A 19,029-nucleotide genomic window follows, 5' to 3' on the forward strand; every position below is an offset into this window, starting at 1 on the left:
CATCAATCATAAGAAGAAAGATAAAAGAGGCAAAAATGGCTATTTTTAATCCTGTTGATCACCCTCATCGTCGTTATAACCCATTGACTAATCAATGGGTACTTGTCTCGCCACATCGAGCCAAACGACCTTGGCAAGGCCAGCAAGAAACATTAAATCAAGAACAAAAACCCTGTTACGATCCAAACTGCTTTTTATGCCCTGGGAATAAGCGAGTGACGGGTGATATTAATCCTAACTATACTGGAACCTATGTTTTTACTAATGATTTTGCCGCATTAATGGTAGATACGCCAGAATCACCGCAAAGCCAAGATCCGTTATTCCAGATCCAAAGTGCTAAAGGTACTAGCCGCGTTATCTGTTTTTCGCCCGATCACAGTAAAACACTTCCCGAACTCAATTTACCCGCTATTGAAGGCGTGATTAAAACTTGGATAAGTCAATTACAAGAACTGAGCCAACATTATCCTTGGGTACAAATATTTGAAAACAAGGGTGCGGCAATGGGTTGCTCTAACCCACATCCACATGGACAAATTTGGGCCAATAGCTTTATCCCCAATGAAGTTGCGCGTGAAGACCTAAATATGCGCCATTATTTTGAAAAATATCACCAAAATTTATTAGTCGATTATGTGCAAAAAGAGTTAACGTTGGGTGAACGAATTGTGGTAGAAACAGCACATTGGCTTGCCGTTGTCCCTTTTTGGGCCGTGTGGCCATTTGAAACACTATTATTACCCAAAACGCATATTGCGCAATTAACTCAGTTAAATAATGACCAGCAAATAGATTTAGCTATTGCGCTCAAAAAACTAACAAGTCGCTACGATAATTTATTTCATTGTTCTTTTCCTTATTCAATGGGTTGGCACGGCGCACCATTTGTGGGGGATAACAATGATTATTGGCAACTACATGCACATTTTTATCCACCTTTGTTGCGTTCAGCGACGGTAAAAAAATTCATGGTTGGTTACGAAATGTTTGCCGAAGTGCAACGAGATTTAACCCCCGAACAAGCTGCCGAAAAACTGCGCAACGTAAGTGATGTGCATTATAAAGAGCAAAAGGATAAGTAAATGAAAGCATTAATTGATAGCACTACACAAGTATTTGAAAGCCAATTCGGTTATCAACCCGATACCTTTATACAAGCGCCAGGGCGCGTAAACTTAATTGGTGAACACACCGATTACAATGATGGTTTTGTTCTACCCTGCGCAATTAATTATCAAACAGTGATAAGTTGTCACAAACGTTCAGATAATATTATACGTGTTATTGCTGTCGATTATGATAATCAACAAGACCAATTTTCTCTTGATTCATCCATTGAAAAACATCCTGATTACCAATGGGCTAACTATGTGCGAGGTGTAATAAAACATCTTAAAAACTATACAAATGCTATCCATGGCGTCGATTGTGTCATTAGTGGCAATGTCCCCCAAGGTGCAGGTTTAAGCTCGTCAGCATCACTTGAGGTTGCCGTCGGTAAAATGTTACAAGTCCTTTATCAGTTACCTTTTGATGGCACAAAATTAGCCTTAATTGGTCAAGAAGCTGAAAACCAATTTGTCGGTTGTAATTGCGGCATTATGGATCAATTAATTTCGGCACTAGGACAAGCTCAACATGCACTATTAATTGATTGTCGTTCACTGACAACCAAAGCAGTGAAAATGCCCAACGATTTTGCTGTTGTCATTATTAATTCTAATATTAAACGGGGATTAGTTGATAGTGAATATAATACTCGTCGTAAACAATGCGAAGCGGCTGCAAAAGCACTAGGTGTTAAGGCATTACGTGATGCATCGTTAGCTGATCTTGAAAAAATTAAAACCACCTTAGATCCAACAGTATTTAAACGTGCACGCCATGTCATTACCGAAAATGAACGCACTGTTCAAGCGTCAAAAGCACTCGAAACCAAAGATTATAAATTATTATCTGCATTAATGGCAGCAAGTCATCATTCAATGCGTGATGATTTTGAAATTACGGTTCCTGCTATCGATTATCTTGTCGAAATTATTCATGATGTAATTGGCGAACAAGGTGGCGTTCGCATGACTGGCGGTGGCTTTGGCGGCTGTGTGGTCGCACTGGTGGCAAAAGATAAAGTAAACAGTGTTAAAACAATCGTTAATGACAATTATTCTAAAAAGTTTGGTATTAAAGAAACAATTTATGTTTGTGAACCTAGTGAAGGAGCCCACGTTTTATGCCAATAAAACAAATTATTACATTAACAAATCAACAAGGAATGACCATTAAGGTCTCTAATTGGGGGGCAACTTGGTTATCATGCTTAATACCTGTAGCAAGCAAGCATCGCGAAATACTGCTGGGCTGTCAATCACTAAACCAATATCAACACCAAGATGCTTATCTTGGTGCGACTATTGGACGTTATGCAAATCGCATTGCTAATGCAACTATCGATGTCAATGGTCAACACTATTTACTCACCGCCAACCAAGGGGTAAACCTACTTCATGGTGGACAATGTGGGTTTGATAAAAAAATTTGGAACATTGAATATCAATCAGCTCAAAAAGTAATATTTAACTTGATATCGGCTGATGGTGATCAAGGCTTTCCCGGTGAGCTGAAGGTGATTGTGACCTATTATTTAACTAATGAAAATGAAGTCATTATCGATTTTCAGGCAACAACTAACAAAACAACACCAGTAAACTTAACTAATCATGCTTATTTTAATCTTGATGGTGATTTGAGTAACAGTGTCCTTGCACATACATTAAAAGTTAATGCAAATTTCTATTTACCGGTTAATAGCGCGGGGATTCCTTATCATAACTTAGCTGATGTTGGTCAATATGACATGGATTTACGGCAAGCAAAACAATTGTCTGATAGACTGCTCGAAAGTCCCGAACGGCAAGTGACAGGCGGTTATGATCATGCTTATTTACTAGATAAAAGCAAAGCTATTGCTGCACAGCTGATATCATCAGATAAAAAAGTTTTAATGAATATCAAAACCACTAAACCTGCATTACAAGTCTACACTGGTAATTTTTTACAAAATACGCCTAATCGTCATAATGATGTATATAGCAACTTTGCGGGTATTGCATTAGAAGCACAATTTTTACCCGATAGCCCGCATCACCCACAATGGCCACAACCAAGCTGCTATTTGCAACCCAATGAAGTGTATCATCACCATATAACCTATCAATTTATCACAACGTAAAAACGACTTATTTGATTAAAGTACATGACAGTAATACTTAATTTTTACCCATAACCCACCAATTAAAGAAAAAGCAACTTTACTCTTTTCACCAATTTTGGTATACCATTAAATATAAGAAATTAAGGTGCACCATATACACCAAAATAAAAACAGTAAGTTTTTACCAGCTTAAACTAACAATCTGGCATAAAATTAGGTATGATATTTTTAATATGTCCTAATGGATAACCTGAACATGAAAAGTAAAACTTTAACCGCTATTTTTCCTGGTACTTTTGATCCGATCACCAATGGTCATATTGATCTTATTACCCGAGCGTCGCAATTATTTCCACGTTTAATTATTGCTGTTGCACAAAATCCTAATAAAAAAACGCTTTTTACACTAGATGAACGCGTCAATTTAGCATCTAGCGCCATTGAGCATTTACTTAATGTTGAAGTCATTGGCTTTGATAATTTAATGGCAGATTTTGCCCAAAAACATAATGCGACCGTGGTTGTCCGTGGTGTAAGAACCACGCATGACTTTGAATACGAAAGGCAACTGGCCGAAATGAACCGCGCACTAAAACCCGATTTAGATACGATATTTTTAATGCCATCTATCGCAATGGGATTTATTTCATCAACTATTGTAAAAGATGTTGCTTTTCATGGTGGTGATATTTCAAACTTAGTGCCTTTACACGTTAAAACGGAACTTTTAAAGCGCTTGACATAATTTAAGTAAGTTAATATGGTTAATTTTTATACTCCACCTAAAAAGAAATTTATTCCGCAAAAATTGACTGTAACAGTCTCAACGTTAGATGCCTTCGGTCAAGGGGTAGCCAATCATAATGGCAAAACAATTTTCGTTAAATCTGCGCTACCTAATGAAACAGTTGATATTCAACTTACGGAAGATAAAAAAAATTATGCCAAAGCAACCGTCATTAAATATCATAACCAAAGCCAAGATCGCCTTAAACCGCCATGCCAATATTATCAAAAATGTGGTGGCTGTGACTTACAGCACATATCACCACGCGTGCAACAACAAGCTAAATATCAAGCATTAATTAATTTGTTAAAAAAAGAGAGTGGCGCAACATTAGATAATGTGCTTAACGATGCCCCTATTATTATTGCCGATCAACCTTACGCTTATCGCAGAAGAGCCAGATTATCTATCAACCTGATCAAAGGTGTACTTTTTGTTGGTTTTAGACAAGCAGAATCAAATCAAATAATTAATATTAAACATTGTCCTGTTTTAGTTGATAAGTTAAATAACTTACTGATTCCATTACAACACTGCTTAACTAATATTAAACAAAAAAAATCACTAGGTCATATTGAATTAATCTCGGTAGATAGTGGGGTAATTGTTGTATTAAGACATATTAGCCCGATGGATGAACAAGATACCAAATTATTACGACAATTTGCTCAAGAACATAACATTTCACTCTATTTGCATGGCGATAAACTTGTTCATATTACCGGTGATAACCAGCATTATTATCAAATCAATAAGTTAAAATTAACCTTTAGCCCTCTAGATTTTATTCAAGTAAACAGTAAAATTAATCAAAAGATGATTAACCAAGCACTTGAGTGGCTAACATTAGAGCCGACGGACAACGTTTTAGATCTATTTTGTGGAATGGGTAATTTTTCATTGCCGATGGCAACATTAAGTAAATCGGTCACAGGCATCGAAGGTGTTAAAGCACTGGTTGAAAAAGCACAATTCAATGCCAAATTAAATCGCAGTGAAATACGTGCAGATACCCAATTTTTAACCAGTAATTTAGAGGATGAGCAGCAATTTTCAACATGGAATCATTTACAATTTGAGAAAGTTCTATTGGATCCCGCTAGAGCAGGTGCTTTTAATACTACCGCCCAAATTGTAAAAATATCACCTAAAAAGATCGTTTATATTTCGTGCAATCCGGCTACATTAGCCAGAGATTGTAAACAATTTATTGCTAAAGGATACAAGATTGCTCAAGTTGCAATTTTAGATATGTTTCCACAAACCAAGCACATTGAATCAATGTTGCTGTTAACGAAGTAGGATCATAATTATGGTATCTATTAGAGGAGCCCACCAACAGAGCGAAGAACACTATTCTCTTGCTCAGTTTGATGTCGAACAATGGGCCAAACAAGAACTGTTACTAACTAACCCGCAATCTTATGAAAAATTTAAAGATGTCTGGGATTTCTGTTTTGAAAATAGTGCAGGCGCACCTGAGCAGCTGTATTGTTTCAAAAGTGCCATTGAAATGGTTGAAATTTTATCAACCTTAAGTATGGATGTTAACAGTTTAAGTGCTGCGTTATTGCTACCTTTCTTAGAATCTAAGATTATCCGTCGTGAAGATATTCCAGAAGATTTTGACCGCGAAATTACCCATATTATTTCAAGCATCATCCGAATGAAAGACTTGCGACAACTACGTGCAATTCGTAACGGTAATGCGACAACAGAACAAATCGATAGTATCAGGCGTATGTTACTGGCGATGGTAAATGATTTTCGTAGCGTTGTAATCAAAATCGCTGAGCGTATCACTTACTTACGCAATTTAATGAATGCCCCTAAAGAAGAGCAAGTCCTTGCCGCTAAAGAGTGCTTTAATATTTATGCCCCACTGGCCAACCGATTAGGTATTGGGCAATTAAAATGGGAATTAGAGGATTTTTGCTTCCGGTATTTATATCCTGACCAATACCGCATGATCGCAATCAAACTACAAGAAAAGCGATTAGACCGAGAATTATATATCAATAAATTTGTTAAAACTTTACAGGATTTAATGAATCAAGATCATATTCATGCCGAAGTTTATGGTCGTCCAAAACATATTTATAGCATTTGGCGAAAAATGGAGCGTAAGCATTTACAGTTTGAAGAGCTGTATGATATTCGAGCGGTACGAATTATTTGCGATCGCGTTGAAGATTGTTATAACGCACTGGGTATTGTACATAGTCATTACAAACACATTGCTAAAGAATTTGACGATTACGTAGCCAATCCCAAACCCAATGGCTATCAATCTATTCATACGGTTGTTTATGGCCCACAAGACAAAACTATCGAAATTCAGATTCGTACCGAACAAATGCATAACGATGCTGAACTCGGTATTGCTGCACATTGGAAGTATAAAGAAGGCACTACTGACAAGATGACGGCTTATGATCAGCGCATCTCTTGGTTACGACAACTATTAACTTGGCAAAAAGAGATGTCAGAAAGTGGTGAAATCCAAGAAGCAGTAAGAAGCCAAATTTTTGATGATAGGGTTTATGTATTTACACCTAAAGGTGATGTGGTTGATTTGCCAGCGGGTTCAACACCACTTGATTTTGCTTATCATATTCATAGCGATGTCGGCCACAGATGTATTGGTGCCAAAGTAAATGGGCGCATTGTCCCCTTTACTTATATGTTAAAAATTGGCGATCAAGTTGAAGTCATTACGCAAAAACAACCTAATCCAAGTCGTGATTGGTTAAATCCTAATACAGGTTTTGTCAATAGTAGCCGTGCACGTGCCAAAATTCAAGCTTGGTTCAAAAAACAAGATCGTGATAAGAATATTGCGGCTGGTCAACAGATACTTGAAAACGAATTAGAACCGCTGAATATTAGTATCAAAAGCGTTGAAAAAATTCTTATCGCAAAATATAACGCCCATTCATTTGATGAAGTTTTAGCGGGTATTGGCAGTGGTGACATCAGAATTAACCAACTAGTTAACTTTATTAACGCGCAATTTAATAAGCCAACAGCGGAAGAAGAAGACGAAGCGGTATTAAAGCAAATTTCGCAAAAATCGACCGCTCAAACCAAAAATACAACAAAAAGTGGTGAAATCATCATTGAAGGCGTAGGTAACTTAATGTATACCATTGCTAACTGTTGTCGCCCTATTCCAGGTGATCCTATTGTTGGTTTTGTCACCCAAGGTCGAGGCATCTCAATACATCGAGCTGATTGTGAACAATTGCAAGAGTTAAAAAATCATGCTCCGGAACGCATAACAAGTGCAGCGTGGAGTGAAAACACCCAATTAAGCTATACCATGATTGTTAGAATTATAGCTAATGATAGAAGTGGCTTATTACGCGATATTACCACTATTGTTGCTAACGAAAAAGTCAACGTATTAGGTGTATCAAGTCGCAGTGATACTAAACAGCAATTAGCGACAATTGACATGGATTTACAAATTTTCGATCACGACTCACTTAATCGTGTACTAAATAAAATTAAGCAATTACCCGATGTTGTTGAAGCAAAACGCTTTCAAGGATAACCCTTGATTTAATTGCCACATCAATTAATGCTGTGGCAATTTACCGATAGTTAAACTTTTTCTAAAATCTCAAATTGATAATGATAAGGATTTTTTTCATCAGCAAAGCAATTTTGGCAATAAACTTGTTGCCATTGCCGAACCAAATAATCGGGGAAATAGGTATCACCCTTTAAATAGGCATCAATATGTGTTAAATATAACCGATCGATAAAAGGTAAAACTTGCTGATAAATATTACCGCCACCAATAATAAAGACTTCATCGGCAAGCTGATCTTTAGCTATAGATAATGCTTCGTCAATTGATTTTGCCCAACTTACATTATCAGAATTATGTTCTAACTGAGCTTGTCGACTGATAATAATATTATGTCTATTGGGTAAAGGACGACCAATAGACTCATAAGTCTTGCGTCCCATAATAACCGGTTTATGTAGTGTGTTTTTCTTAAACCAAGCCAAATCTGCCGGTAAATGCCACGGCATTTGATTGTTAAGACCAATGACACGATCTTTCGCCATAGCAACAATAATGCTTAAAATCATTTTTATACCTTTACTTACACATATCCTAAGGATTTTATCTTCTGATTGACATTTTCAGGAAATATCGTTTGACTCCAAAGCCGTTCACTTAACGAAAGTAATGGCTCTTTTTGCCCTGAAACGATCCAATTAGCAAGTTCAGTTGCGACATCTGGATAGATGATTGGTTTAGGAGAAGGCAAACTAAGCCAATATTTAAGTTTGATATTATTCAAACTTTCCATCACTGTTGCCATATCTAACGCTTGTAAACATTGAGCATTATAGATCTGTTCAAATTGCCCCGATACCGGTTTAGTTAAAATCTTTTTACCCAAAACTAACGCTTCTGAAATTAAAGCAAAGCCAGTATTTGCAATGATTCCGGAACAACTGACTAAAGCGTGCGTAAAACTATCTCGACCAAGTGGTTGAAAAAGAATATTACCGTGCTGTTCAACTTGTTTAATATCCGGATGGAAACAGATAAATTGATAATTTGGAAACTGCTGCAATAACACAGTAATTTCATCTAATGCTTCAAATGGTAAGTAAACAACGATATTGCCATTTTCACTTGAGGCAACCTCAAATGAATCAATCATTGGCGGTAACAATTTGTGTCCAAAATGAAACCAATGTAACCCAATGGGTTTAGTCACTGGTGCATAATACTTCATAATCACATTGGCTATCAATCCATATTCTTTAGGTTTAAGATATTGACACACCGCCTGATTACTAATCCCTAAACAATCACGATGTTGATAATGCGCAGCCCAAGCACTAACTGGCTCAAAATCACTGATAACACAATCATATGTCGATAAATCGAGTTCACGCACATCTTTAATTAAACGAAAAGCGCGAATCCGTTGTACGGTTTTGCGAAAATTAATCTTACCATTTAACGTCGCAAACGAAACACCGCGATAGGTTTTATAATTACCAAAAACTTGCATATCAAAATAGTCTTTAGGATCACGTCCACTGAAAATATAATCAACATCAGCCCCTGCTTTTTTAAGTGCATTGGCTAATGTTCTACAACGACTGACGTGGCCATTTCCTGTTCCTTGAACACCAAAGAGAATTTTCATATCGTGTGATTTGTCGATTTAAAGTTAGGTAAATATAATAACAGAACACTCAGTTATTCGCTTCATAATTTTATATAAATGTCCTCGATCTTTACAACAAACATTTATGATGTTTCAATTTTGATTTCAACTAATCAAAATCACGTTAAATAATTTATTTATAAATTAATGCATAGTTGAACATTTAAAAGGTTAATATGGTGATTCAATTTCACTATCAGCGAAATTTATTTTAATAACTTTTTCTTCTGTCTTTTGTCTCTAACTTTCAATAAAAAAGCACTTTTGTAAAATGATAATAAAAATATAAAGTTATTTAATAATCTTATTGATTTCAGTAAATAAATAAAGATTGCATTATCTAAAAAATAGACGTATTTTATTTTGTGTATATTGATTAACATTATTAGGAATTCTATGGAATCGATTGTTAACGGTATTTCATCATTGATAAATAATTTAGCTCTTAATAACTATTCCCTTTCCATAGATGGTTTAAGAAACGAGTTATTTTCTCTTTCAATTGAATCCATTAAAGGCAATGAAGCGTTAAATATACCCTGGCATTACAACATTATCTTCACTTGTTCAAATAAGCATATTGAGATTGATTCAGTACTTAGCCAACATGCTTCTTTAACCTTTCAGCCTCACAACTTAGCCAATGTCTTAACGCATCTAGCTTCTTACAACTTAGATCAAAAGCCGAAAACGTTTTATGGCATTATTACTCAATTCAGCTTGTTATCTATTAGTAAAGATGAAGCTCGCTATAAGGTGACACTTGAACCACGCTTAGCATTGCTGGCAAATAGCTATCACTGCGCAATTTATCAAAATCAAAGTGTTGTTGCTGTGGTAGAAGAAGTCCTACGTAATCATAATTTTATTGGTATTGATTACCGATTTGAACTTAAAGAAACTTATCCAGAAAGAGAGTTTATTACTCAATGGCAAGAAAGTGATCTCACTTTTATACAACGATTACTTGCAGATGTTGGGATCTGGTTCCGTTTTGAAACGCATCCTGAGCATCATTGCGATGTGATGGTAATAAGTGATGATCAACAAGGATTTGCAGACGGTGGCACCATTTCACTCAAAACACCAAGTGGAATGCATGATGATCATCAAAACAGTGTCTGGGATTTACAATTCACCAGTCACACCAAGCCCCAAAATGTCATTGTTAACGACTATAACTATCTAACTGCTGACAGTGATCTTCATACTCAAATCAACACCCAACCTAAAGATATCACCGCCCGTGGTGATGACTATCATTATGAAGAGCATTACAAATTACGGGGAGACGAACGCACCATTGAAAGTGGTCAATGGTATGCACAAATTCGCCATCAGCAGTATATCAGCGGCAAACTTATTATTTCTGGCAAATGCAATGACTACAATCTTGCTCCCGGTCAACATATCATCATACCTCAATGTCCAATTAATGATATCCATAATGGTATTATTATTCTCTCGACACAAAATTATGGGGACAGAACTTATCCTTATCAAACCCATTTTACTGCCATTGCCTATGATGAACTTAAACCTTATCGCCCTGCGCCCTTACCCTGGCCACAAGTTAGTGGTACGTTACCAGCCAAAGTAACCAGTCCAGATAACGATACTTATGCCTATATTGATACTCAAGGACGCTATCGAGTCAAATTCAATTTTGATTTAAAAAATTGGAAAAAAGGCCACGAAAGCTTATGGGTCCGGCTTGCTAAACCTTATGCCGGTGAAACTTATGGTTTTCACTTCCCATTAATTGATTCAACCGCAGTAGCCATAGCCTTTACGAATGGTAATCCTGATAGACCCTATATTGCTCATGCTATGCACGATAGTATGCATCCCGATCACATCACTACGACCAACAAGCATCGAAATGTGATTCGTACTCCAGCAAACAACAAGCTAAGAATGGATGATAAACGAGGGCAAGAACATATCAAACTCTCTACCGAATATGGCAAAACTCAACTTAACTTAGGGCATATGGTGAATAGCCAAAAAACCTGTAAAAATTCCTTTAGGAGCAAAAAATCGTTTAGATTTAAGTGAAATATTAGAAACGCGAACCCTAACTACAGAGAATAACTATTGGGATGAAGTCCAACGAAAAGCTGGACGCACACATGTAATGTATAAAGATTATGAAGGTAACATTGCCGAGAGCTATACCCTCAAACCCGCCATTGGTAATGGTGATGGCACGGTACCTCAACGTTCTGGGGAAATCCCTCTTGAAAGCATTAAAGCACGCATGCATTTGCCCATAGAGCATGAGCCCGCATACAAAAATTCAATCACGCAAGAATTTACCTTGCGTGCTATTGTCGATATTTTACTTGAGGTAAATAAACAAAATGAAAAAAAGACTGCCCCTAACGCATGAGCATTACCTCTTAATTATCGCTCTACTCATTATTTTATTTGTTACTTACCGCTATTTAACTAAGGATATACGTATGGTTACCCTAACAACCCACGAACAGCAACAAGTTAATAAACTGTTAAACAATACCGCTACCCGATGCATGGGGGTTTACTTATTTGATCTGCCCAAACAATTTATCCCTTCTATGGTGACGGAATTGGATTATACCGATAATCATAAAATTGTTATTAAAACTGAAAAGATTTATTTGCCACCATTTAAACAAATGCTTGTTTACCGTGAGCAAGAACTAAAAAATACCCAACCGGTTTATGCAATTGACGGGAATTTTTTAAAAGCTATTTATCCTGTACCTACAACCAATCCAGACAAAATGCAAGGTATTATTTTTGAAAGAATGGAAGATACTACTATTCCAGATGTCGCCAGAATATTAGAAGGTTATCGCTGGCAAGACGACGTCTCCTTAACAATTGAAATAAAAGCTCGTAATGGGTTAGCAAATCGATATGACCAAGACAGAGAAGATTCCCCAAAGCTTTATGGAAATAATGTACCCAAAAAATTAGCGCAGATGTATAAACTGTTTGAACAAATTACGGTGCGTGATGAATATACCATACCTACCGAACCTGGTTTTTGTTTTACTAATGGCTTTATGCACGGTGGCGTAAAAGCCTATAAAGATTTGCATTTTAACTATCGCTACAACAGTAATAGAGGATTTTACATTCGAATACATATTGAAGACCTTTCCGATAATTTATCACTACTTGATGCACCCAATGAAATTGTGATGCCGAAACCAGGACACACGGTTTATAAAGGCAAACGGGAAACCAATAATTTGATTATGGAAGAGTGGATAGTAAAAGGCCCATTTTTTCCCGATAACAATGAATATTATCCCCAAATGCAAGAAGGATATATTTTTTACTTAGCAATCAATCAATTTGATGCCAATTATAAAAAACCGCAATTTAATTTCAATATGTATTATAAGATACCCACCGATGATAGTATTCCCACCTACGACGAAGACCAATTAATGGTGATTTGGCGTGATATTACCGATAGTATCAGAATCAGAGAAAGTGCTTTTGACGATGAATAAAAAATACTATCTAAAATATCAAGTTAGATTCAAAGTTAGGAAAAAATATGTGGCTATTTAGGTCGTTAACTTAAAATGTTGAGGTGCTGTTTATTTTTGTTTAAGTAACAACCGTTATTAGTATCTGTAAAAAAGTATAAATTTACTCCTTTTTCCGGTAGAATAAACAGATAGTTTGTTAGATGAATAGTGAGATAGAATATGTCATTAAGAATCAACAATAAGGCTTATACTATTATTGCATTATCCGCAATACTTGTATTTTTGCTGAGTGTTTCTACATGGCATTTGTCTAAAAATTATTTCCAATCTTCTACGCGTTGTAACTTGGCACATCAAACGGCATTTAACCTAAAAGAGAGCAAGCGTCACCATAATACGACTCAATCTAATCCCAACTCATCAATTCCAAACAAATATCAACAACTAAACCACTGCCCAACATGTAGCTCACTTGTTACTAACTATTTTTTTTCCTTTGATTATGCCATTAAAAGTAAACAGTACCGACCAATAACATTTATACCTGTATATAAAGAAAGTATTCCTGAGTTAAAACCACCAAAAATTGCTTAATAGTATTTATCAAACACAAGAAGTAAGTAATTCACAGTCAATAACGCAATAAAAAGCACCTTATGTGAGGCTTTTTATCACATTGTTTTGAATAAATGGTTATTTTATTTAACTAACTATATTTTAAAGGAATATTATGAAACGTCGAAATTTTATCATCAGTTTTACCGCCGCCTTAGGTGGATTGTTTGCCACTAAAGCTATCGCCAAAATGAATCACGCATCAATGTCTGAAAACGTTTGTGAAGTTAATTCTGATAACTGTAATACGGAGGGGAATATGCACGATCATATGAACATGAATATGAATATGAATATGAATATGAATAACACAATGCCACAAAAACTGTTATCGACTTCAGCACTGAAACAGGGTAAAAATTTACCTGAGCTCACCAATTTAAAAAATACCAGTAACCAAGCTGGTGTCTTTGAAGCAACGTTACATTTAAAACCAGTAAAAATAGCTTTAACACCCGATATCACGACAGAATTTTGGGCATATAATGGCATGGTTCCCGGTCCAAAAATTGAAGTATTTGAAGGTGATCAGGTCAAAATAACAGTGAAAAATGATCTTTCACAACCCACAACCGTACACTGGCATGGTTTGCTTATTCCGTCAGATCAAGACGGTAATCCACAAGATGCCATTCCAGCAGGCGGTAGTCGAATTTATGAATTTACCATCCCTGAAGGCACCGCTGGAACCTATTGGTATCACCCCCATGGGCACGACACCGTTGCTGAACAAGTCTACCGTGGTTTAGCCGGTACATTTATTGTCCGCAGTAAAAACGATCCATTAGCTTCACTACCTGAGCAACATTGGTTCTTTTCCGACTTAAAATTAACAGAAAAAGGGGAAATTGCTGAAAACTCGATGACAGACTGGATGAATGGTCGAGAAGGACAATTTGTGTTAATCAATGGCGCTTACCGCCCAAATATAAAAGTAGAAGGTGCAACCCGAGTCAGAATCTGGAATGCGTGTTCAGGTCGATACTTAAACCTTTCGGTACCCGATTGTGATGTTTATTTAGTGGGTACGGACGGTGGCCTAATTGCTGCGCCTCACCAACTTAATACCCCCCTACTACTTACCCCAGCTGAACGCGCTGAAGTGGTCATTGTTCCGAAGAAAACAGCCAGCCTTTACTTGGAAAATATCGGATACGATCGGGGCAAAATGGGTAATGTACCGCCGGAGCAAAATATCATTCTTTCACAACTCCAGCTAACTCAAACGGCCAGTGTAGTTTTACCCACTCATCTAAAACAAGTACCAACTTTAGGCGAGGCTGTCGCTAAAAAATCACTGGAATATACCGAAGTAATGGATAAAAGTGAGCCTCGAGGTGGTATGTTGTTTTTAATTAATGGCAAACGGCATGATATGTCACGAATTGACTTAGAAAGTAAACTGCACGATGTTGAGGAGTGGACAATTGTTAACAACTCACATATGGATCACAATTTCCATATACATGGTGCGCAATTTATTGTACAGTCTCGTGAATTAAATGGTACTAAAACAACGCCTGAATTTGTTGCGTTAAAAGATACCACCAATTTACGTCCGCACGAAACACTTGTTGTGAAAATACAACAAAACATGCCGGGATTACGCATGTATCATTGCCATATCATCGAACACGAAACATTGGGTATGATGGGGCAATTGATGGTGAAATAATCGATTTGTTCTCCCTCTTTTCTTAATTGTCTAAATACAGACTATTAAGATTAAGAGGGGATTTTATTTCGATTAAGATAAATCAACAATCTATAGCAAATAATCCCCCTCAAATAGAAAAAATAGTTTCAACAATTACGGTAACAAAATAGACAATATCGAGTAAATAATAGACTAATTAACGTTGACGGTTACTCACCTAAAATGACTTGTGTTTGCTTCTCTAATTTTGCAACTAGCAAAGGATCAGCCATATCATTAGTCATCAATGCGGTAATAGCTTGCCATTCGCAAATTTTATATAAACTTTTGCGACTGAATTTAGTGTAATCACTTAACATATATTTTTATCCAAGTGAGCAATGATCGCTTTATCAACATAAGCATCAAAAGAAGATGAACAAGAAGGACCGCTTAAATTACTCAAGCCATCAATATCTAAACAACAAGCATCTACCTGAATTTCATTGATCTTTGACACGGCTCAACCACCAAAAACCGATGAGCTTTTATCACGCAGTTCACCGCCAAATAAAACAATTTGGTTTTGTGATGAAATAAGCGTGTTAGCAATAGGCAATAAATCAGTAAAAATCTCATAATCGGCACAAAAGCTCAAAAGCTGCCCCACCCTCTTGCTAGTATAAATTGGCAAGTGGATGTTATCGATCACTCATTTTAAGCATTTTACTGCCGCAACATCTAACCAAGTCAAAATAAGACAGCAGACATTTATCCATTTTTCATTTAACATCAAGAATAGCTAATGACACGGCTGCAATAATTGTTTTAATTTTGGGAAAAAATGCTAGAATGTTGCCACTATGACTGTGATTAGCTATTGTAAACAACTCCACAAACGCTTTATTATCAAAACTGCTTTATCGCACTTATTATTAGGTGTGATTGCTGCTGGATTTGGTCTATATCAAGAAAATGCATTACCTGCTCAGCCAACGGTTTCTCAAGTCGGTATTATTGCCATTACAGCGATAGTACAAGATCATCAAACGCCAATAAAAGCGCATATACAATCACTGTTATTGGTGCAAAAGCAACATGATGATAAACAAACCATTTCATTAAATCATTATGATGTCAGTCCCAATATTGTCATCCGGTTAACCCCTTATAACGGCATTAGAGCAGGCCCTAAAGCTACCGTTTAAACCATTGATAACGTAATAAAATAAATTGGCCATATTTAGGTATAAACCTTATTAATCCTATTGAAAAAATAAGAGAAAGATCATGTTATTAAAATTATTAACCAAAGTATTCGGTAGCCGTAATGAACGCGTACTAAAAACAATGCGCAAACGCGTAGAAAGAATCAATGCGTTAGAACCACAAATGGAAGCATTAACCGATGATGAGCTAAAAGCAAAAACAGCAGAATTCAAACAAAAAATTGCTGATGGCACCAAATTAGATGATATTTTAGAAGAAGCTTTTGCGGTCGTTCGTGAAGCGAGTAAACGCGTTTTTGGAATGCGTCATTTTGATGTACAGCTAATTGGGGGCATGGTATTAAATGAACGCTGTATTGCTGAAATGCGTACCGGTGAAGGTAAAACCTTAACCGCAACTTTACCCGCCTATTTAAATGCGTTAACCGGCAAAGGGGTTCATGTCGTCACGGTTAATGATTACTTAGCCCAACGTGATGCTGAAAACAATCGCCCACTATTTGAATTTCTAGGTCTAACTGTCGGTATTAATCTCCCTAACATGCCACCGCAAATGAAACGCGATGCTTATAACGCCGACATCACTTATGGCACAAATAACGAGTATGGCTTTGATTACCTTCGCGATAATATGGTGTTTACAAAAGAATCGCGAGTACAACGCCCACTACATTATGCCTTAGTCGACGAAGTAGACTCGATTTTGATTGATGAAGCAAGAACACCATTAATCATATCTGGACAAGCCGAAGACAGCTCTGATAGATATGTCAGTATCGATAAAATTATTCCGTATTTAGTTCGCCAAGAAAAAGAAGATTCTGATCAATTTCAAGGTGATGGTGACTTTTCTATTGACGAAAAAACACGTCAAGTCAACCTTACTGAACGCGGTTTAATTAAAGTTGAAGAGTTACTAATTAAACAAGGCATTATGAAAAGTGACGAGTCACTGTATGCCCCAAGCAATATTGTGTTAATGCACCATGTCAATGCAGCGCTTCGAGCCCATCACCTATTCCATAAAGATGTGGATTATATTGTTCGCGATAACGAAATCATTATTGTCGATGAACATACCGGTCGTACCATGGATGGACGCCGTTGGTCTGATGGATTACATCAGGCGGTAGAAGCCAAAGAACATGTTAAAATTCAAAATGAAAACCAAACTTTGGCATCTATCACTTTCCAAAACTATTTCCGACTATATGAAAAATTAGCAGGGATGACAGGAACAGCGGATACCGAAGCATTCGAATTTAATCAAATTTATGGTCTCGATACTATTGTTATTCCAACGAATCGTCCAATGGTCCGTAAAGATCAATCCGATTTAGTCTATATGACCGAAAAAGAAAAAATCGATGCGATCGTTTCTGATGTACAAGAATGTGTAAAACGTGGGCAGCCGGTGTTAGTCGGTACGGCTTCCATCGAGAAATCAGAACTTGTCTCTCAAGCATTTAAAAAAGCGGGTATCAAACATAATGTATTAAATGCTAAATTCCATGCACAAGAGGCCGAGATTATCGCTGAAGCAGGTAGTAAAGGTGCCGTGACAATTGCCACCAATATGGCTGGCCGTGGTACTGACATTATGCTTGGTGGTAACTGGCAAAATGAAGTCGCTAAACTTGAAAATCCAACCCCTGAAGATATCGAAAAAGCTAAACAAGCATGGCAAACCAAGCACGAAGAGGTAATAGCACTTGGTGGTCTTTACATTTTAGGGACAGAGCGTCACGAATCTCGTCGTATTGATAACCAATTACGAGGTCGTGCTGGTCGTCAAGGTGACCCTGGTGCTTCACGCTTTTATCTATCACTTGAAGACCCATTAATGCGAATTTTTGCTTCAGAGCGTGTTGGTAACATGATGCGTAAACTGGGTATGAAAGAAGGCGAAGCCATTGAACATCCTTGGGTTACTAAAGCTATTGCAAATGCGCAAAAGAAAGTTGAAAGCCGTAACTTTGATATACGTAAACAACTACTTGAATTTGATGATGTTGCCAACGATCAACGTAAAGCAATTTATCGTCAACGAAATGAACTACTCGATAATAGCGATATTAAAGATACCATTGATTCTATTCGTGATGACGTATTTAATGCGTTAATCGATCAATATATTCCACCTCAATCAATTGAAGAGATGTGGGATGTGCCTGGACTAGAATCAGCTTTAAAAACCGATTTTGCTTTAGATTTACCGATTGCCAAATGGTTAGATGAAGAAGCAAATCTGCATGAAGAAACATTACGTGAACGCATTTTACAAATTGCAAAAGAGACCTATCTTGAAAAAGAAAATAGTGCTGGCTCTGAAGCATTTAGACACTTTGAAAAAAGTGTAATGTTACAAACACTTGACACTTTATGGAAAGAACATTTAGCCGCAATGGATTATTTACGCCAAGGTATACATTTACGTGGTTACGCACAAAAAGATCCTAAACAAGAATATAAGCGTGAATCATTTAATATGTTTGCAAGCATGTTAGAATCGTTAAAATATGATGTTATTGGCGTACTGAGTCGTGTTCAAATCCGATCACAAGAGGAAGTTGATGAAGCCGAACGACAACGCTTAGCTGAAATGGAAAAGCTCATGGAAAAACAGAAAACGAGCCATGAATCTGTTACTAGTATTGATGGAGATGAACCTGAAAACTCATCGACGCAACCAGTAGTCCGCGCGCAAGCGAAAGTTGGGCGTAATGATCCTTGTCCATGTGGCTCAGGAAAAAAATATAAACACTGTCATGGTGCTGTTCACTAAGGTAAAAATTTAGTATCATCAAAATATTATCAAATAAATTGCCGATAACAGTCGGCATTCAAAAAGTG

18 protein-coding genes are annotated in these 19,029 nt (G+C 36.8%); 13 read left to right on the forward strand and 5 right to left on the reverse strand.

Annotated elements, in window-relative coordinates:
- The first annotated feature begins 35 nt into the window (after positions 1–35).
- From galT to relA, 6 genes are all read left to right on the forward strand, one after another.
- Entirely contained in the window at positions 36–1,085 is a 1,050-nt protein-coding gene (galT, locus tag J3U66_RS05870; RefSeq protein ID WP_267343642.1) for a galactose-1-phosphate uridylyltransferase, read from the forward strand.
- Positions 1,086–2,243: a galactokinase gene (galK, locus tag J3U66_RS05875; RefSeq protein ID WP_267348350.1), complete on the forward strand. Its 1,158-nt coding sequence runs from the start codon at positions 1,086–1,088 to the stop codon at positions 2,241–2,243.
- The gene (gene galM, locus J3U66_RS05880; RefSeq protein WP_267333738.1) at positions 2,234–3,232 is read left to right on the forward strand and encodes a galactose-1-epimerase; all 999 of its coding nucleotides are present in this window, start codon (positions 2,234–2,236) and stop codon (positions 3,230–3,232) included. Before galK ends, galM begins: the two co-directional genes overlap by 10 nt.
- A gap of 238 nt (positions 3,233–3,470) precedes the next feature.
- Positions 3,471–3,959, forward strand: a complete 489-nt coding sequence (coaD, locus tag J3U66_RS05885) for a pantetheine-phosphate adenylyltransferase (RefSeq protein ID WP_267333739.1) — start codon at positions 3,471–3,473, stop codon at positions 3,957–3,959.
- Between the two features lie 15 nt (positions 3,960–3,974).
- A complete protein-coding gene (gene rlmD / locus J3U66_RS05890; RefSeq protein ID WP_267333740.1) occupies positions 3,975–5,303 on the forward strand; it encodes a 23S rRNA (uracil(1939)-C(5))-methyltransferase RlmD in 1,329 nt (442 codons plus the stop codon).
- 10 nt (positions 5,304–5,313) lie between these two features.
- On the forward strand, positions 5,314–7,557 hold the full coding sequence (gene relA / locus J3U66_RS05895) for a GTP diphosphokinase (RefSeq protein WP_267348352.1): 2,244 nt from the start codon (positions 5,314–5,316) through the stop codon (positions 7,555–7,557).
- A 50-nt stretch (positions 7,558–7,607) separates the two neighbouring features.
- Here relA and folA read toward each other — a convergent pair whose 3' ends face one another.
- Both folA and J3U66_RS05905 read right to left on the reverse strand, forming a co-directional pair.
- Entirely contained in the window at positions 7,608–8,105 is a 498-nt protein-coding gene (gene folA / locus J3U66_RS05900) for a type 3 dihydrofolate reductase (RefSeq protein WP_416379635.1), read from the reverse strand.
- Between the two features lie 14 nt (positions 8,106–8,119).
- On the reverse strand, positions 8,120–9,184 hold the full coding sequence (locus tag J3U66_RS05905; protein ID WP_267348353.1) for an MJ1255/VC2487 family glycosyltransferase: 1,065 nt from the start codon (positions 9,182–9,184) through the stop codon (positions 8,120–8,122).
- Positions 9,185–9,601: 417 nt separating this feature from the next.
- On the opposite strand from J3U66_RS05905, the gene J3U66_RS05910 reads away from it, so the two are divergent.
- The 5 genes from J3U66_RS05910 to J3U66_RS05930 all read left to right on the forward strand — a co-directional run bounded on the left by J3U66_RS05910 (position 9,602) and on the right by J3U66_RS05930 (position 14,986).
- Complete coding sequence (locus tag J3U66_RS05910) at positions 9,602–11,263, forward strand: type VI secretion system Vgr family protein (protein WP_267348354.1); 1,662 nt, start codon at positions 9,602–9,604, stop codon at positions 11,261–11,263.
- A gap of 79 nt (positions 11,264–11,342) precedes the next feature.
- Positions 11,343–11,597 (forward strand): hypothetical protein, encoded by a 255-nt coding sequence (locus J3U66_RS05915; RefSeq protein WP_267348355.1) that lies wholly within the window; start codon positions 11,343–11,345, stop codon positions 11,595–11,597.
- 73 nt (positions 11,598–11,670) lie between these two features.
- Entirely contained in the window at positions 11,671–12,714 is a 1,044-nt protein-coding gene (locus J3U66_RS05920) for a T6SS immunity protein Tli4 family protein (RefSeq protein ID WP_267348357.1), read from the forward strand.
- Between the two features lie 201 nt (positions 12,715–12,915).
- Positions 12,916–13,290: a hypothetical protein gene (locus J3U66_RS05925; RefSeq protein WP_267348359.1), complete on the forward strand. Its 375-nt coding sequence runs from the start codon at positions 12,916–12,918 to the stop codon at positions 13,288–13,290.
- A 136-nt stretch (positions 13,291–13,426) separates the two neighbouring features.
- Entirely contained in the window at positions 13,427–14,986 is a 1,560-nt protein-coding gene (locus J3U66_RS05930) for a multicopper oxidase family protein (RefSeq protein WP_267348361.1), read from the forward strand.
- Positions 14,987–15,177: 191 nt separating this feature from the next.
- On the opposite strand, the gene J3U66_RS05935 is transcribed toward J3U66_RS05930, so the two are convergent.
- From J3U66_RS05935 to J3U66_RS05945, 3 genes are read right to left on the reverse strand one after another with little or no spacing between them, the layout of a single operon-like run.
- Positions 15,178–15,327, reverse strand: coding sequence for a hypothetical protein (locus J3U66_RS05935; protein WP_267343647.1), 150 nt, complete (start codon positions 15,325–15,327; stop codon positions 15,178–15,180).
- Positions 15,321–15,467, reverse strand: coding sequence for a hypothetical protein (locus J3U66_RS05940; protein ID WP_267343648.1), 147 nt, complete (start codon positions 15,465–15,467; stop codon positions 15,321–15,323). The genes J3U66_RS05935 and J3U66_RS05940 overlap by 7 nt, the downstream gene beginning before the upstream one ends.
- 3 nt (positions 15,468–15,470) lie before the next feature.
- Complete coding sequence (locus J3U66_RS05945) at positions 15,471–15,605, reverse strand: hypothetical protein (protein WP_267343649.1); 135 nt, start codon at positions 15,603–15,605, stop codon at positions 15,471–15,473.
- 205 nt (positions 15,606–15,810) lie between these two features.
- Here J3U66_RS05945 and J3U66_RS05950 point away from each other — a divergent pair, with 205 nt between their 5' ends.
- Together J3U66_RS05950 and secA are read left to right on the forward strand one after the other, a co-directional pair.
- Positions 15,811–16,155, forward strand: a complete 345-nt coding sequence (locus tag J3U66_RS05950; protein ID WP_267348362.1) for a hypothetical protein — start codon at positions 15,811–15,813, stop codon at positions 16,153–16,155.
- An 82-nt stretch (positions 16,156–16,237) separates the two neighbouring features.
- Positions 16,238–18,961, forward strand: a complete 2,724-nt coding sequence (gene secA / locus J3U66_RS05955; RefSeq protein WP_267333748.1) for a preprotein translocase subunit SecA — start codon at positions 16,238–16,240, stop codon at positions 18,959–18,961.
- Positions 18,962–19,029: the final 68 nt, after the last annotated feature.

The organism is Gilliamella sp. B2969 (genome assembly GCF_026536195.1).
Taxonomy (GTDB): domain Bacteria; phylum Pseudomonadota; class Gammaproteobacteria; order Enterobacterales; family Orbaceae; genus Gilliamella.

Coding starts and splice junctions, on each gene's coding strand:
- J3U66_RS05925 (WP_267348359.1), top strand. CDS start 12,916: ATGTCATTAAGAATCAACAATAAGGCTTATACTATTATTGCATTATCC.
- galK (WP_267348350.1), top strand. CDS start 1,086: ATGAAAGCATTAATTGATAGCACTACACAAGTATTTGAAAGCCAATTC.
- J3U66_RS05910 (WP_267348354.1), top strand. CDS start 9,602: ATGGAATCGATTGTTAACGGTATTTCATCATTGATAAATAATTTAGCT.
- J3U66_RS05920 (WP_267348357.1), top strand. CDS start 11,671: ATGGTTACCCTAACAACCCACGAACAGCAACAAGTTAATAAACTGTTA.
- J3U66_RS05905 (WP_267348353.1), bottom strand. CDS start 9,184: ATGAAAATTCTCTTTGGTGTTCAAGGAACAGGAAATGGCCACGTCAGT.
- galT (WP_267343642.1), top strand. CDS start 36: ATGGCTATTTTTAATCCTGTTGATCACCCTCATCGTCGTTATAACCCA.
- secA (WP_267333748.1), top strand. CDS start 16,238: ATGTTATTAAAATTATTAACCAAAGTATTCGGTAGCCGTAATGAACGC.
- folA (WP_416379635.1), bottom strand. CDS start 8,105: ATGATTTTAAGCATTATTGTTGCTATGGCGAAAGATCGTGTCATTGGT.
- coaD (WP_267333739.1), top strand. CDS start 3,471: ATGAAAAGTAAAACTTTAACCGCTATTTTTCCTGGTACTTTTGATCCG.
- rlmD (WP_267333740.1), top strand. CDS start 3,975: ATGGTTAATTTTTATACTCCACCTAAAAAGAAATTTATTCCGCAAAAA.
- J3U66_RS05930 (WP_267348361.1), top strand. CDS start 13,427: ATGAAACGTCGAAATTTTATCATCAGTTTTACCGCCGCCTTAGGTGGA.
- relA (WP_267348352.1), top strand. CDS start 5,314: ATGGTATCTATTAGAGGAGCCCACCAACAGAGCGAAGAACACTATTCT.
- J3U66_RS05915 (WP_267348355.1), top strand. CDS start 11,343: ATGTATAAAGATTATGAAGGTAACATTGCCGAGAGCTATACCCTCAAA.
- galM (WP_267333738.1), top strand. CDS start 2,234: ATGCCAATAAAACAAATTATTACATTAACAAATCAACAAGGAATGACC.
- J3U66_RS05935 (WP_267343647.1), bottom strand. CDS start 15,327: ATGTTAAGTGATTACACTAAATTCAGTCGCAAAAGTTTATATAAAATT.
- J3U66_RS05950 (WP_267348362.1), top strand. CDS start 15,811: ATGACTGTGATTAGCTATTGTAAACAACTCCACAAACGCTTTATTATC.